Annotated in this window: 12 protein-coding genes and 1 pseudogene; 12 read left to right on the forward strand and 1 reads right to left on the reverse strand. The window is 55.7% G+C overall.

Going from position 1 to position 13,839, the window contains the following annotated elements; all coding sequences use genetic code 11:
• Positions 1–72: 72 nt before the first annotated feature.
• The 5 genes and pseudogenes from CLV88_RS05305 to CLV88_RS05325 all read left to right on the forward strand — a co-directional run bounded on the left by CLV88_RS05305 (position 73) and on the right by CLV88_RS05325 (position 6,456).
• Positions 73–1,113 (forward strand): annotated as a pseudogene (locus CLV88_RS05305) (IS3 family transposase).
• A 691-nt stretch (positions 1,114–1,804) separates the two neighbouring features.
• Positions 1,805–3,349 (forward strand): ABC transporter ATP-binding protein, encoded by a 1,545-nt coding sequence (locus CLV88_RS05310; RefSeq protein WP_106607589.1) that lies wholly within the window; start codon positions 1,805–1,807, stop codon positions 3,347–3,349.
• Positions 3,346–4,425, forward strand: a complete 1,080-nt coding sequence (locus CLV88_RS05315; protein WP_106607338.1) for an ABC transporter permease — start codon at positions 3,346–3,348, stop codon at positions 4,423–4,425. The genes CLV88_RS05310 and CLV88_RS05315 overlap by 4 nt, the downstream gene beginning before the upstream one ends.
• A complete protein-coding gene (locus CLV88_RS05320) occupies positions 4,425–5,345 on the forward strand; it encodes an ABC transporter permease (protein ID WP_106607339.1) in 921 nt (306 codons plus the stop codon). Before CLV88_RS05315 ends, CLV88_RS05320 begins: the two co-directional genes overlap by 1 nt.
• 40 nt (positions 5,346–5,385) lie before the next feature.
• Positions 5,386–6,456, forward strand: coding sequence for a BMP family ABC transporter substrate-binding protein (locus CLV88_RS05325; protein WP_106607340.1), 1,071 nt, complete (start codon positions 5,386–5,388; stop codon positions 6,454–6,456).
• Between the two features lie 169 nt (positions 6,457–6,625).
• On the opposite strand, the gene CLV88_RS05330 is transcribed toward CLV88_RS05325, so the two are convergent.
• Positions 6,626–7,285 carry a GntR family transcriptional regulator gene (locus tag CLV88_RS05330; RefSeq protein WP_106607341.1) on the reverse strand — a complete coding sequence of 220 codons (660 nt, stop codon included), beginning with the start codon at positions 7,283–7,285 and terminating at the stop codon, positions 6,626–6,628.
• A gap of 124 nt (positions 7,286–7,409) precedes the next feature.
• Between CLV88_RS05330 and CLV88_RS05335 the strand changes: the two genes are divergently transcribed.
• The 7 genes from CLV88_RS05335 (at position 7,410) to CLV88_RS05365 (ending at position 13,790) form a co-directional block, all read left to right on the forward strand.
• Complete coding sequence (locus CLV88_RS05335) at positions 7,410–7,916, forward strand: TRAP transporter small permease (RefSeq protein WP_165798815.1); 507 nt, start codon at positions 7,410–7,412, stop codon at positions 7,914–7,916.
• Between the two features lie 3 nt (positions 7,917–7,919).
• Entirely contained in the window at positions 7,920–9,206 is a 1,287-nt protein-coding gene (locus tag CLV88_RS05340; protein WP_106607343.1) for a TRAP transporter large permease, read from the forward strand.
• Positions 9,207–9,225: 19 nt separating this feature from the next.
• Complete coding sequence (locus CLV88_RS05345; RefSeq protein ID WP_243403578.1) at positions 9,226–10,236, forward strand: DctP family TRAP transporter solute-binding subunit; 1,011 nt, start codon at positions 9,226–9,228, stop codon at positions 10,234–10,236.
• Positions 10,237–10,256: 20 nt separating this feature from the next.
• A complete protein-coding gene (locus tag CLV88_RS05350; protein ID WP_106607344.1) occupies positions 10,257–11,225 on the forward strand; it encodes a C-terminal binding protein in 969 nt (322 codons plus the stop codon).
• A complete protein-coding gene (locus CLV88_RS05355; RefSeq protein ID WP_106607345.1) occupies positions 11,219–11,851 on the forward strand; it encodes a bifunctional 4-hydroxy-2-oxoglutarate aldolase/2-dehydro-3-deoxy-phosphogluconate aldolase in 633 nt (210 codons plus the stop codon). The genes CLV88_RS05350 and CLV88_RS05355 overlap by 7 nt, the downstream gene beginning before the upstream one ends.
• 23 nt (positions 11,852–11,874) lie before the next feature.
• Positions 11,875–12,525, forward strand: a complete 651-nt coding sequence (locus tag CLV88_RS05360) for an RraA family protein (RefSeq protein ID WP_106607346.1) — start codon at positions 11,875–11,877, stop codon at positions 12,523–12,525.
• Positions 12,526–12,599: 74 nt separating this feature from the next.
• Complete coding sequence (locus CLV88_RS05365; protein WP_106607347.1) at positions 12,600–13,790, forward strand: L-dopachrome tautomerase-related protein; 1,191 nt, start codon at positions 12,600–12,602, stop codon at positions 13,788–13,790.
• The last annotated feature ends 49 nt before the right edge of the window (positions 13,791–13,839 follow it).

Genomic DNA, 13,839 nt, shown 5'->3' on the forward strand with positions numbered 1-13,839 from the left:
CAAGGGTAATCCTGCCGGAAATTGTGGGTGTTTAGAAGTGGAATTTTCTCAACAATGAACGAGGAGATTCTGATGAGGAAATCGAAGTACAGCGACGCTCAGATCCTGAACATTTTGAAGCTGGCTGATAACGGCGTTCCGGTTGCTGATCTGTGCCGTGAACATGGTAAGAGCTCGGCCAGCTTCTACAAATGGCGGGCGAAGTATGGCGGGATGGATGCGTCGCTGATCTCGCGGATGAACGCGCTGGACGAAGAGAACAAGCGCCTGAAGCGGATGTACGCCGAGAAGAGCATGCAGAATGACCTGCTGAAGGAGGCCTTTGGGGAAAAGTGGTAAGGCCATCTCAGCGCAAGGAGATGGCGCAATGGGCCGTGCGATACAAATCTGCCAGTATCCGGTTTGCGTGCCAGACGTTCAGCATCGGCGAGACCTGCTATCGGTATCAGACGAAACTGAGCGGCGAGAACGAGCTGATCGCCAATTGGCTGGTGGCGTTGACGGATCGGAAGAAGGCGTGGGGGTTTGGCCTGTGCTTTCTGCATCTGCGCAACGTCAATGCTTGGCTGGAACCACAAGCGGGTTTACCGCATCTATTGCGGGTTGGAACTCAATGTGCGGATCAAACCGCGCAATCGGCTGCAACGGGACAAACCGGAACCGCTGGCTGTGCCGGAAACACCCAACGAAGTCTGGTCCATGGACTTCATGGCCGACCAAATCGTGGATGACTGGTCGTTCCGCACGCTGAACGTGCTGGACGGCTTCAACCGCGAGGAGCTTGCCATCGAGGTGGGTTTCTCGCTGCCCTCAGAACGGGTCGTCCGAGCGCTGAACCAGCTCATTGGCTGGCGTAGAAAGCCACTGGCCATTCGCGTTGATGTACATTCGGCCCGGCAAGCCCAGCAGAACGCATATGTAGAGCACCACAACCGCACTGTCATGACGGAATGGCTGGGCCGGTATCACTTTGAATCCATCGCAGAGGTTCAGAATCATGCAATCCGCTGGCTCTGGACACACAACAACGAACTTCCGAACAACGGTATCGGTATCGGTATCGGTATCGGTATCGGAGGAATGACACCAATCCAGAAACTAAAAGCAGCATAGATTCTACTTTTGGACCCCACCAAAAATGGGGGAAATACCGATTGATCTTGCGTTTGTGGGTTCGGCCTGAAGAAGCGCGAGACCGATTATGTTTATGAGATTTAGCGACGGAATAATTGGGCCACAAACCAAACGGTAGATTATTCTGCCGGGCTTCCTTGACTCAGGACTCTCAGTTCGACAGCTGATTATGCAATCTATGGCGGGTAGACTGGCTGCTCGCTGCGCCGACGCTCGGTTTATAATCCGCCAAACCGCCAGAATTGGTACATTTACAAAGACCAACGCTGGCCGCTTTCCTCAAGGCTTGCCTCTTACTCTCCAGACAAGTCCAAAAACCGCGAAGCGCGCCATGCTCCAAAACGCAATGAACTACTAATTCTCGTTCTGGCCGCACTGTGCGCCGCGCACGAAATCCTCGCAAAGGCGCTGCACTTGCAACAAATCAGCCTAAAAGATAATCACTCTCACCTAGCAACACTTTCAATAATTCGTTGAAAATAGGATGGCATTACCCTTTATAAACACACACATTTTCCAAAAATCTTACACGTAAACACTCCAAAACCGTGCCCCATCCCGTGTCTCTAACCCTAAGTTCCTCTTGCTAAATCCGCCCTGCACTTCCTAGTGTGAGGCCGCTAAAAGCCATTCAGCACCCAATCAGCCCTCGGCCAAAGGAACGCACATGATGAGCGACACCGGACCCTTGCTAAGCATCTCCGGCCTGACCAAGGCCTATCCGGGCGTCGTCGCCAATGACACCGTGTCGTTTGATATCGGCCAAAGCGAGGTGCACGCGCTTTTGGGGGAAAACGGGGCCGGCAAGTCCACGCTCGTGAAAATGATCTACGGGCTCGTTAAACCCGACAGCGGCACCATGACATGGAAGGGCCAGCCTTTTACACCAGCCGAACCCAAAGCTGCCCGTGCTGCGGGGGTCGCCATGGTGTTTCAGCACTTCTCGCTGTTTGATGCGCTCAATGTCGCCGAAAACGTCGCGCTTGGCATGGAGGATCCGCCCCCCATGCGCGATCTGGCGCGCAAAATCCGTCAGGTTTCCGAAACCTACGGCCTACCGCTTGATCCCAACCGCACCGTTGGCGACCTCTCTGCCGGTGAACGTCAGCGGGTCGAAATCATTCGCTGCCTGCTGCAAGACCCCAAGCTTCTGATCATGGACGAACCCACCTCGGTCCTGACCCCGCAAGAGGTCGAAATCCTGTTTGAGACATTGAACAAGCTCAAAGCCGAAGGCACCTCGATCTTGTATATCTCGCATAAACTCGAAGAGATCCGCACCCTCTGCGATCACGCCACCATTCTGCGCCTTGGCAAAAACGTCGGCGAATGTGTTCCTGCCGAAACCTCTGCGCGCGATATGGCCGAGATGATGGTTGGCGACACATTGCAAACACCGACCCGCTCAACCGAAAAGGCAGGCGACGTGGTACTCGACGTCTCTGGCCTCTCGCTAGAACCGGCCAACCCATTTGGCACAACGTTGAAAAACATCCATTTTACTGTGCGGGGCGGCGAAATCCTTGGCCTCGGCGGGGTCGCGGGCAACGGGCAAGACGAATTGCTCGCGGCGCTGTCTGGTGAAACGCCGACATGGCCCGACGCAATCAAGGTCAAGGGCAGTGAGGTCGGTAATCTTGGCCCCAGTGCTCGCCGCCGTCTAGGCATTTTGGCAGCACCCGAGGAACGGCTCGGCCACGCCGCTGCCCCGGATATGAGCCTTACAGAAAACGCCCTTCTCACCGGTGCTATCCGCGAAGAACTCACCTCAAATGGTTTTGTGAACTGGTCGGGCACCACATCCTTCGCGGAAAACATCATCAAATCCTTTGACGTGCGCACCCCCGGAACGCATGTCGCCGCCCGCGCGCTCTCTGGCGGCAATTTGCAAAAGTTTGTCATCGGCCGCGAGGTGCTTCAACGCCCCGAAGTGTTGATCGTTAACCAACCTACATGGGGCGTCGACGCCGCCGCCGCGGCAGCCATCCGCCAATCGCTACTGGACCTAGCGGCCGGTGGTGCCGCCATTGTCGTCATCTCTCAGGATCTCGACGAGCTGATGGAAATCTCTGATCGCTTCGGCGCTCTCAACGAAGGTCGCCTATCCGACATTCGCCCCGCCGCAGGTCTCACCATTGACGAAATTGGCCTGATGATGGGTGGCGCACACGGCATGGAAGCCGCTCATATCGGCGCAGAAGGAACTCCGGCATGATCAAGCTCGAAAAACGCCCTATGCCGTCGCGCACCTTATCTGTGGCCACACCCCTGATCGCAGTCGCGATCACAATGATCGCTGGCGGTTTGCTATTCTCCGCCCTCGGCAAGAACCCGTTTGAGGCGATCCGTACGATTTTCTGGGATCCAATCTTTGGAGAGTTCGCCTTTTATTACCGCCCGCAATTGCTCGTCAAAGGCGCGCCGCTTGTACTCATCGCGATCGGCCTCAGCCTTGGCTTCAAGGCAGGTATCTGGAATATCGGTGCCGAAGGCCAATACATCATCGGCTCCCTGTGCGGAGCTGCTGTTGGCCTAGCGTTCTACCCATTTGACAGCTTTGTCGTCTTCCCGCTTATGATCCTTGCCGGAGCGCTTGGCGGTTGGGCCTGGGCCATGATCCCGGCACTTTTAAAGGTCAAATTTGGGACCAACGAGATCCTCGTCTCGCTCATGTTGGTGTATGTGGCCGAACAGCTGCTCGCCTCCATGTCGCTTGGCTTACTTAGAAACCCCGAAGGCCACGGCTTCCCTGGTTCACGCAATTTCAACGACTACCCTGCTGGCACGTCATGGATCAATGAGGCCGCAGGCCTGCACTGGGGCATGGTCTTTGCCTTCATTGCGGTGATCTTTGCTTACATCCTTCTCAATCGCCACATCCTCGGCTTCAACATCCGTCTCACCGGCGAAGCCCCCCGCGCCGCGCGCTTTTCAGGCGTCAGCCCAACACGTTTGATCCTGTTCTGCCTTGGCACCTCAGGCGCTCTCGCTGGCCTCGCGGGTCTATTCGAGGTCTCAGGCCCCGGCGGTCAGGTGAGCATCGACTTCAATGTCGGCTACGGATTTACAGCGATCATCGTCGCCTTCCTTGGCAGGTTGCACCCGGTCGGCATCCTGCTCGCGGGACTGCTCATGGCTCTGACTTACATTGGCGGCGAGATCGCCCAAGGCAACCTCGGCCTGCCCTCCGCCGCCATTCAGGTCTTTCAGGGAATGCTGCTGTTCTTCCTTCTCGCACTTGATCTTCTCACCAATTACCGCGTGCGATTTGCCGTAAAGGGAGCTGCTTAATGGATCTGTCCGCAATCAACCCCGTCCTGCTGATCGCCTCACTCATGGTCGCGGCCACACCACTGCTCTTGGCTGCCATCGGTGAACTCGTCGTCGAAAAGGCCGGTGTCCTGAACCTCGGCGTCGAAGGCATGATGATCGTCGGCGCGATCTCCGGCTTTGCCATTTCGGTCGAAAGCGGCTCTCCGATGCTCGGTCTTATCGCCGCAATGATCGGTGGCGCGCTACTCTCGCTGCTCTTTGCCTTCCTCACTCAGTTTGCGTTGGCCAATCAGGTCGCCTCTGGCCTTGCCCTCACCCTCTTCGGCCTCGGCCTCTCTGCCCTCATGGGGCAGTCCTATGTGGGCATCAAACCCCCGGCTATGGCCACACTGGACATTCCGGTCATCTCTGACATCCCGGTGATCGGCCCAATCCTCTTTTCCCATGACCCTGTGCTTTATATTGGCATTGCCCTCTGCGCCGGTGTTTGGGCTTTTCTCAAATTCTCACGCGGAGGCCTTGTGCTGCGCGCGGTCGGAGAAAGCCACGATGCAGCCCATGCCCTCGGTTATAACGTCATCCGAGTGCGAATCCTCGCCATCATGTTTGGTGGCGCCTGCGCCGGTCTGGGCGGGGCGTACATCTCGCTGATCCGCGTACCGCAATGGACCGAAGGCATGACCGCAGGAATCGGCTGGATCGCTTTGGCACTTGTCGTATTCGCAAGCTGGAAACCGTGGCGGGTTTTACTTGGTGCTTACCTTTTTGGCGGTATCAACGTTCTGCAACTCAATTTGCAGGCTGCTGGCATTGCCATTCCAGTCGAATACTTGGCAATGTCGCCCTATCTGATAACCATTCTAGTGCTGGTTATCATGTCGGCTGATAAGAGCGGTGCACCTGCGTCACTCGGCCGAACATTCCATGCCTCTCAGTGAGGCCAACACAAAAACGACGAACCAACCGGGGAGAACCAAAATGAAACTGACCAACTTGCTTACAAGCGCAGCCATGGCGCTTGGTCTGGCAACTACCGCAATGGCCGCAGACACTAAAGTGGGCTTTGTCTATGTCGGACCCGTCGGCGACGGAGGCTGGACATATGAACACGATCAGGGGCGCAAGGCCGTGGTTGAAGAGTTCGGCGATGCCGTTGAAACCGTTTATGTCGAAAACGTCCCCGAGGGCGCCGATGCAGAGCGCGTGATCACCCAGATGGCCCTACAAGGCGCTGATCTGATCTTTACAACTTCGTTTGGCTACATGGATCCCACGATCAACGTGGCCAAAAAGTTCCCAAAAGTGAAGTTTGAACACGCCACCGGCTATAAACAGGCCGACAACGTGTCCGTCTACTCGGCCCGTTTTTATGAAGGCCGTGCCGTTCAGGGTCACATCGCTGGTCAGATGACCAAAACCAACACTATCGGATACATCGCTTCATTCCCGATCCCCGAAGTTATTCGTGGCATCAATTCGGCTTATATCCACGCCAAGGAAGTGAACCCCGATATCCAGTTCAAGATTATCTGGGCCTATACATGGTTTGACCCCGCGAAAGAGGCTGACGCAGCCAAGGCGCTGATCGAACAGGGTGCCGACGTGATCCTTCAGCACACCGATTCGACAGCACCTCAAGCGGCCGCTCAGGCAGCAGGCAATGTTATTACATTTGGGCAAGCGTCAGACATGAGCGAGTACGCCCCTTACCCGCGCGTTTCTTCCATCATTGATGACTGGGCCCCCTACTATGTGGCCCGCACCAAGGCCGTTATGGACGGCACATGGGAAAGCGTGAATACATGGCATGGCATCGGTGACGGCATGGTCGGAATCGGTGAAATTTCGGATGCAGTTCCCGCCGAAATCAAAGCCTCGGCTCTAGCACTCAAAGACAAACTGGCCGACGGCTCCTATCACGCTTTCACCGGCCCGTTGAAAAAGCAGGACGGATCGGACTGGCTGGCAGACGGCGAAACGGCTGATGACGGCACTTTGGCCGGTATGAATTTCTACGTAGAAGGTCTGGACGCGGAAATCCCGAACTGATCAGGACGAAACCCAAATTAACGAAAAGCCCGCCAAATTCGGTGGGCTTTTTTGTTATCGGCACGACGTAAAGACGGTCTAAGCGGATTGGCCACTTAGGCCTCAACAGAGCAAGGGCATGTGATCTTAGCCCCGCATAGGCCAAACTGGCGCCATAAGCTTGTGCCCCCTACTCGGGGCTCGTCGCCTCAATCCAATAGGAACCCTCTTTCCGATCAATGTGGTACTTCAGGATATTCAGCGCCTTATGAGCGTCCTGCTCAAGTACGGCATCCGTCAATTCGCAGTGCTCCCGAAATGATTTTGCCATGTGATCGGTGTGCCGGCCCAATCGATTTCTTATTGCCGCCATCTTCAAGGCGATCGTTTGATAGGCATCGTTCAGAAACCGATTGTCCGAGAAATCGAAGAAGTATTGGTGAAAGGCCGTATCCTGAACCAAATACTCCCCATCGTCTCCCACGGCTCTTGCCGCCGTCATTTTCTCCACGCAGTCCTTCAACGCCTCATGCAACCCTTTCGGATGTGCTTGGATCGCCAGAGCCAGAGCCGTGGTTTCAAGACACACCCGAGCGTCACAAAGCTGCGCCAGCTCCTCAGGCTCAAGACTAAAAACAAATGATCCGCGCTGTGGCTCGACAATTAGCAAACCTTCCGTTTCAAGGCGGTTTATCGCCTCGCGTACGGGCGTTCGACTGACCTCCAGATCTCTTGCGATTCGAGCTTCCGACAACTGGCTTCCCAGTTCAAAACCCCCGGATACAATGCGCTGACGAAGATTTTCCGTCACCAATTCTGTTAATGATTTCGGGCGATTAAACGGGCTCATATGGCTCTCCTCCACAAGACCTTATCAGTACCTATTCTGGCATACAATATACAAGTGTTGACATGTTAGCATACTGTATGCCAGTTTCGACTCACCTTGAAAGACCGCGATGGGAGGAGCGTCTTTGCACTTACTTGAGACATGGATCGTCAGACTGAACAGGGCGCTGGTTGCCTTCGCGTTGGCGGCTGTATTCCTCATCGTTTTTGCCAACGTTGTGGGTCGCTACGGCTTTGGGTCGTCTTTTGCTTGGGTCGAAGAGGTTGCGCGTCACCTTATGATCTTAGGCGCCTTCTGCGGAGCAGGTCTTGCACTGCGCGAAGGTCGGTTGGTTGCGATCACAACGGTTCCTGACCTGTTGCCAGACACGCTGGCGACCACCCTTCGATGGGGCATCGTAATCGTAATGTTTGCCTTCATGGCAACCATGCTTTGGTTGGGAATTCGCTTTGTTGAATTTGGTTGGAACAAAGAAACCATGTCGACAGGCATCTCTCGCGGCATTCCATACCTCGCCATTCCGATTGGCTGCGCCCTGTTTTTGATACAGCTCCTGTTCTTCGCAAAGCGCTTTGTCGCACAGGAATTCGAAGCAGGCCTCGATCCCGAAATTGAAAAGCTTGAGGTCTGAACCGTGGCGAAAACTCTGATTATTCTCTTCTTTGCCACCCTGTTCCTTAGCGTTCCCGTGGCATTCACAATGGGCATCGCCGGGCTTTCGGCAATCTTCATCAATGGCGGTCTAAACCCTTTGGTTGCCACCCAGCGTATGTTCGCTGGCATTGACAGCTTCCCGCTGATGGCCGTGCCCTTCTTCATCTTGGCGTCCGAACTTATGACCGCATGCGGGCTTACCAACGCCCTGCTGCGCTTTGCAAACGCCCTTGTTGGGCACGTGCGCGGTGGCTTGGGTCACGTAAACATCCTCGTTTCGATGCTTTTTGCCGGGATTAGCGGCTCGGCGTTGGCTGACGCAGCAGGGCCATCGGCCATTGTGATGCGGATGATGCGTGAAGCGGGTTATGAAAAGAACTACGCTGGAGCGCTTTCAGCCGCAACCGCCACAATCGGCCCCATCATTCCGCCGTCGATCCTTGCCGTTATCTTCGCAATCTCTACAAATGGCGTGACCGTTGCGGGTCTCTTCCTTGCAGGCATCGTTCCAGGCGTCCTGCTCGGCGTGTCGCTGGCCATTGCAAACCACTTTGTTTCTACGCGAAACGGCTATCGTGGTCGCGAACACCGTGCATCCGCCTCTGAACTTCGCAGTGCCACGTTCTCGGCAGTGCCCGCGTTGATTATGCCAGGCATCATCCTCGGCGGCATCCTTTTTGGCGTCTTCACACCAACCGAGGCTGGGGCCGTTGCATCCGCGTATGCGTTGTTCCTTGGTTTCATCCTGCGCGCTTTCACTGCTCGTACGCTCTACGCCGCTTTTGTACGCGCGGCAGTTGTGACGTCGTCGGTATTCCTGATCGTCGCAATGGCATCCATCTTTGCATGGCTGTTGACTTACCTTCAGATTCCACAGGAACTCGCGAAACTCATCACAGAGATTACGGACAGCCGGCTCGGCATCCTCTTTATCCTCGCGGCTTTCGCGCTGATCTGTGGTTTTTTCATCGATACTCTGCCCGCGTTGATCATTCTGACACCGATCCTCGGGCCCATCGCATACTCGGCGGGCATTGATCCGCTGCAGTTTGGCATGATGTTGGTACTGAACCTGACCATTGGCATGATCACGCCTCCGGTCGGGCCCGTGCTCTTCGTCATCGCCACCGTCGGTCAACTCAAGATCGAGGCTCTGTCAAAAGCGGTTCTTCCGCTTCTGCTAGCCGAACTCATTGTGCTGCTTCTCGTCATTCTCGTGCCGGGCGTCAGCACCTTTGTCCCCAACTTCTTTGGATTTGCGAACTGACATGAAAGGGAGGAATACCATGAAACCCATGTCTAAACTGATGACTGCGACCGCAGCCATCGCAATCACCGCCGCAGGCGCTGCCTCGGCAAAAGAGCTCAAGTATGCTCACTTCCAGGCAGCTGACCTTAGCTCGCCTAAACACGCTGCAGCTCTGGCTTTCGAAGCCTGTGTGGAAGGCAAAACATCCGGGTCGATCGACGTCCAGATCTTCCCCGCGTCCCAGCTGGGGGGCGGTTCGGAGATCATGGAAGGTCTGCAACTGGGTACAGTTCAAATGGCTGCGATCCACGATGGTCCTATCTCCGCTGTCTACAAACCGTTCTCGGTTCTGGCGATGCCGTACCTGTTCGACGACCAGGCGATGGCATGGTCTGTCATGGACGGTGAATTCGGCGATGCACTGGCCGACGACATGCTGGCAAAAACCGGAATCCGCAACTTCGGCGTGGCAGACAACGGCGTTCGTAACTTCACCAACAACGTGAAGCCCGTTGCCGAGCCTGCCGACATGGAAGGCCTGAAAATGCGCGTTATGACCGCGCCGGTCTGGATCACACTCGTCGAAAGCCTTGGCGCTTCGGCAACTCCGGTTCCATGGCCAGAACTGCCTGGCGCTCTGCAGCAGGGTGTTGTGGATGGTCAGGAAAACGGCGTGACCAACATAGTGAACGCGTCGCTTTATCAGCACCAGAAATATGTGTCCCTCGACGGTCACGTGTTCAGCTGGCACGCATACCTGATGTCGGACATGTTCTACGCATCGCTGACAGGTGACGAACAAGCCGCTGTCAGCCAGTGTGTGGAAATCTCCAAAACCATTCACCGTGGCATGACTGCCGCTCAGGACGCCAACGCAACTGCAATCCTGTCCGATTTGGGCATGGAAGTTGTTCCGGTTAGCCCAGAGCAAAAGGCAATGTTCCGTGCGGCAGCTCAGCCTGCAGTGCGCGAATACATCGTTGGTGAGATCGGTGAAGACTGGCCAAACCGCCTCGACGCAGCCGTCGAAGCCTACAAAGCTCAATAAAAATACCTAGGGACCGTCACATGACTAGCCAAACCATCGCAATACTTGAACCCGGTTACGCACGCTACGATACCGAACGCTCGGTGTTAGCACAGCATGACGTTCAAGTCTTATCGGTGGCCGGTGACGTCGAGGCGGTCCCTGCGCTACAGGCATTGGACCCGGTTGCAATACTGGTGCGCGAGCGCACGGTGGATAAGTCCGTGATCAATGCCTGCCCAAATCTGAAAGTCGTCGTCCGCTACGGAGTGGGCGTCGACAACCTTGACCTTGATCTGCTGCGCGCACGTGGGATCTACGCTGCCAATGTCCCAGACTACGGCGCCGAAACCGAAGTCAGTGAGCACGCATTGGCACTGTATTTGGCAGTCCAACGGCGTGTTCCATCCCGTGACATCGAAATTCGCGATGGCAAATGGGGTATTGGACAGGCCGCGATGATTCCTAACCGCGAGAACGCCATTCTCGGCCTCATCGGATGTGGCAAAATTGGTCTCAAGGCCGCTGAGAAATTCCGCGCCCTCGGCTTTACCAAGGTGATGGTCTTTGACCCCTACATGACAGATGAAAATGCGACGACCGCGGACGTGGAAAAGGTGGATCTCGACACGTTGTGTTCGTCCGCCGATGTTATCAGCCTACACGCACCGTTGACCCCAGAAACCCACCATATTCTGAACGCCGACCGCATCGCACAGATGAAGCCAACCTCCATCGTTGTCAACGTATCGCGCGGCGGCTTGGTCGATGAAGCAGCTCTCGCTGAGGCTTTGGTGGAAGGGCGCATTTTTGGGGCCGGTATTGATGTGTTCGAACAAGAACCGGTTTCCCAAGACCACCCTTTGCTCAAGAGCCCGAATACTGTCGTCTCTGATCACGCAGCTTGGTACTCCGAGCGCTCGGTGGCGGTTCTTCAGAGTAACGCTGCACACGAAATCGACCGTGTTCTGCAGGGTCAGGCCCCTCAAAGCTGGGTAAACCCATGGTAAATTTTATCGAAAAATTGCGCGCAGCGCGCGTCGTCCCAGTTATCCGACACAGCAATCCTGACATTGCCATGGCGGCCTGCGAACTATTGGTCGGCGCTGGGATCAAAGCGCTTGAAGTCACGACAACCGTTCCCCGTGCCGACACGCTCATCGCAGACCTTCGCCAGCGGTTTCCAGATATCTGCACCGGTGCCGGAACTGTTTTTACCGCCGCACAAGCACACGACGTTCTCGCTGCAGGTGCCGAGTTTGTCGTGTCACCTTGCTGGAGCGAAACCGCCGCACCGGTCATTCTGGATGCTGGTATCCCCTATTTGCCTGGCGCGATGACACCGGGCGAAGTGCATCACCACGCCGAAAACGGCGCGTCCGTGGTCAAGGTTTTCCCGGCTGACGCGGCTGGCGGCCCCGGTTTTCTCAAGGCACTCAAGTCGGTTTTCCCTGATTTGGCCCTCATGCCAACCGGCGGCGTCTCTCCCGAGAACGCCACCGCTTACCTCAACGCTGGTGCCGTCTGCGTCGGCATGGGGGGCAAACTTCTTCCCGCAAGAGCGCTCGAGGCAAACGACCTGCCTCTGGCACGCGAACAAATAAACACGGCCATTGCGGCCGTCTCGATTCACTAATTATGAGTTAAAAGGACAAGACAATGAACACTCAAGAAATCGTAGCCGCCTTCCGCGACGTGGCAACAGCTTCGGTTGCTGACGCCGTTGACAAAATTGCTGGCAAAACCGGCTTCCTGCCGGAATCCATGAAACCACGCATCAACGAAAAGAAAATCGTTGGCCCAGCCGTCACCATTCTGGAAGGCCCATCTGACGAATTTCTGCCCCCCCAGCACGCGCTGGACGCCATAGACGAGAGCGAAGCCGGTTCGATCATCGTAATCTCGACAAACGGCACCACCGACGTTGCACTCTGGGGTGGCCTGATGACTGCTGGCGCCGTTGCAAACAAGCATGAAGGCGCGGTTCTCGATGGAGGCGTGCGCGATCTGGTGGAAATCAAGCGCGACTATGACTTCCCGGTCTACTCCCGCTGTGTAAACCCTGGCACCACTTTGGGCCGCATCAAAACGCTTGCCTCGAATGTCGAAGTCGCGATGGGCGAAGTCATTGTTCACCCCGGCGACATCATCGTTGCGGACGTTGACGGTGTCGTTGCGGTTCCCCGCGATCACGCCGAAGCGGTCCTGGAAATGGCCCGCGAGATTGACGAACGCGAAGCGGAACAAGCGCGCCTGATCATCGAAAGCGGCTCGCTGCGTGAAGGTCTGGCCAAATACGGCCGCATCTAATTCTAAGTTTCCAATCGTTCCGCAGGCTGTTGCAGCAGCCTGCGGAACACCAAAACTCAGCAAGGGAGGAATACATGCTGAAACGACTGATCAACACGGTTGCCCTTACAACCATTCTGGCTACCCCGGCGCTCGCGAACGAGCCCGAGGTAGTAGTGGAATGGAACAGTTTGCCCTACTCCGTCAAGGACGAGGCAACAAAGGCAGCTTGGGAGGGTAGCGAAATTTACGGTCGCGCATTGGTTCAGGGCGCGAAAGTAGACAGTGAGGGGAACATTTACGTATCCACGGCCCGTTGGGGCGGAGCCGAAATTCCCTCAACTTTGTCTAAGCTGGTTCAGAACGGCGACACTTGGGAACTCGAAGCATATCCCAACGAAGCGATGAACAACATCGCCGACGCAGCTGGCCTCAAGGCCGTTCTGGGCTTTGAGATTGACCGCAATGACGTAATGTGGATCCTCGACCAAGGCCACGTTGCAGGCCCTCCTTACAAAAACGGCGACGCCAAGCTTGTTCTGTGGGACATTAAAGCTGACAAAGAAATCCAGCGCTACGTCTTCTCAAACGAGGAAGCTGACGAAAACTGCTCGTTCCTGAACGATCTCGCCGTCGACAACGATACAGGCTTTGCCTACATCGCCGACAGTGGCATCTTTTGCGATCCCTTGCACGGTGGTCTGATTGTTTATGACAGCAACACAAACTCGGTGCGTCGTATTCTGGATCAGCACCGTTTCACCAATGACGAGCCGAACTTTTTCTTCAACATCGACGATCGTACAGTCCTCAGCGGTGGTAAAATGCGAACCGGTGCAGACGGTATCGCATTGGCTGGTGACAAAGAGACGCTCTATTGGACCAACCTGACCGGCAACCACCTCTATAGCCTCCCAACAGAGGTACTACGCGACTTCGACACAAACGAAACGGTGATTGAAAACGCAGTAGAAGTTGCCGCCGTATTGCCTTCTAACACCGATGGCATGACGGCTGACAATGCTGGAAACATCTACATGACCGCCCTCTCGCTGGACGGCATCATGAAGTTTGACGAAAGCACACGTCAGGTCAGCCGTTTCGTACATCACCCTGAAATGAACTGGCCTGACGCGCTGGCGTGGGGCCCGGACGGCGAAATGTATGTGGTCTCCAACCACCTGCATATCTGGGTTGATGGCGACATGAACTTCGAAAATCCCGAAATCCCGAACTTCCGCATCTGGAAGATTCCTGGGGTTGGACAAAGCTACACAACTGAATAATCCTCCCTACAACTTGGCCAGCCCTCTCTTGAGCTGGCCCCTTTCATAA

This window comes from Shimia abyssi (genome assembly GCF_003014475.1).
GTDB classification, from domain to species: Bacteria; Pseudomonadota; Alphaproteobacteria; order Rhodobacterales; family Rhodobacteraceae; genus Shimia; species Shimia abyssi.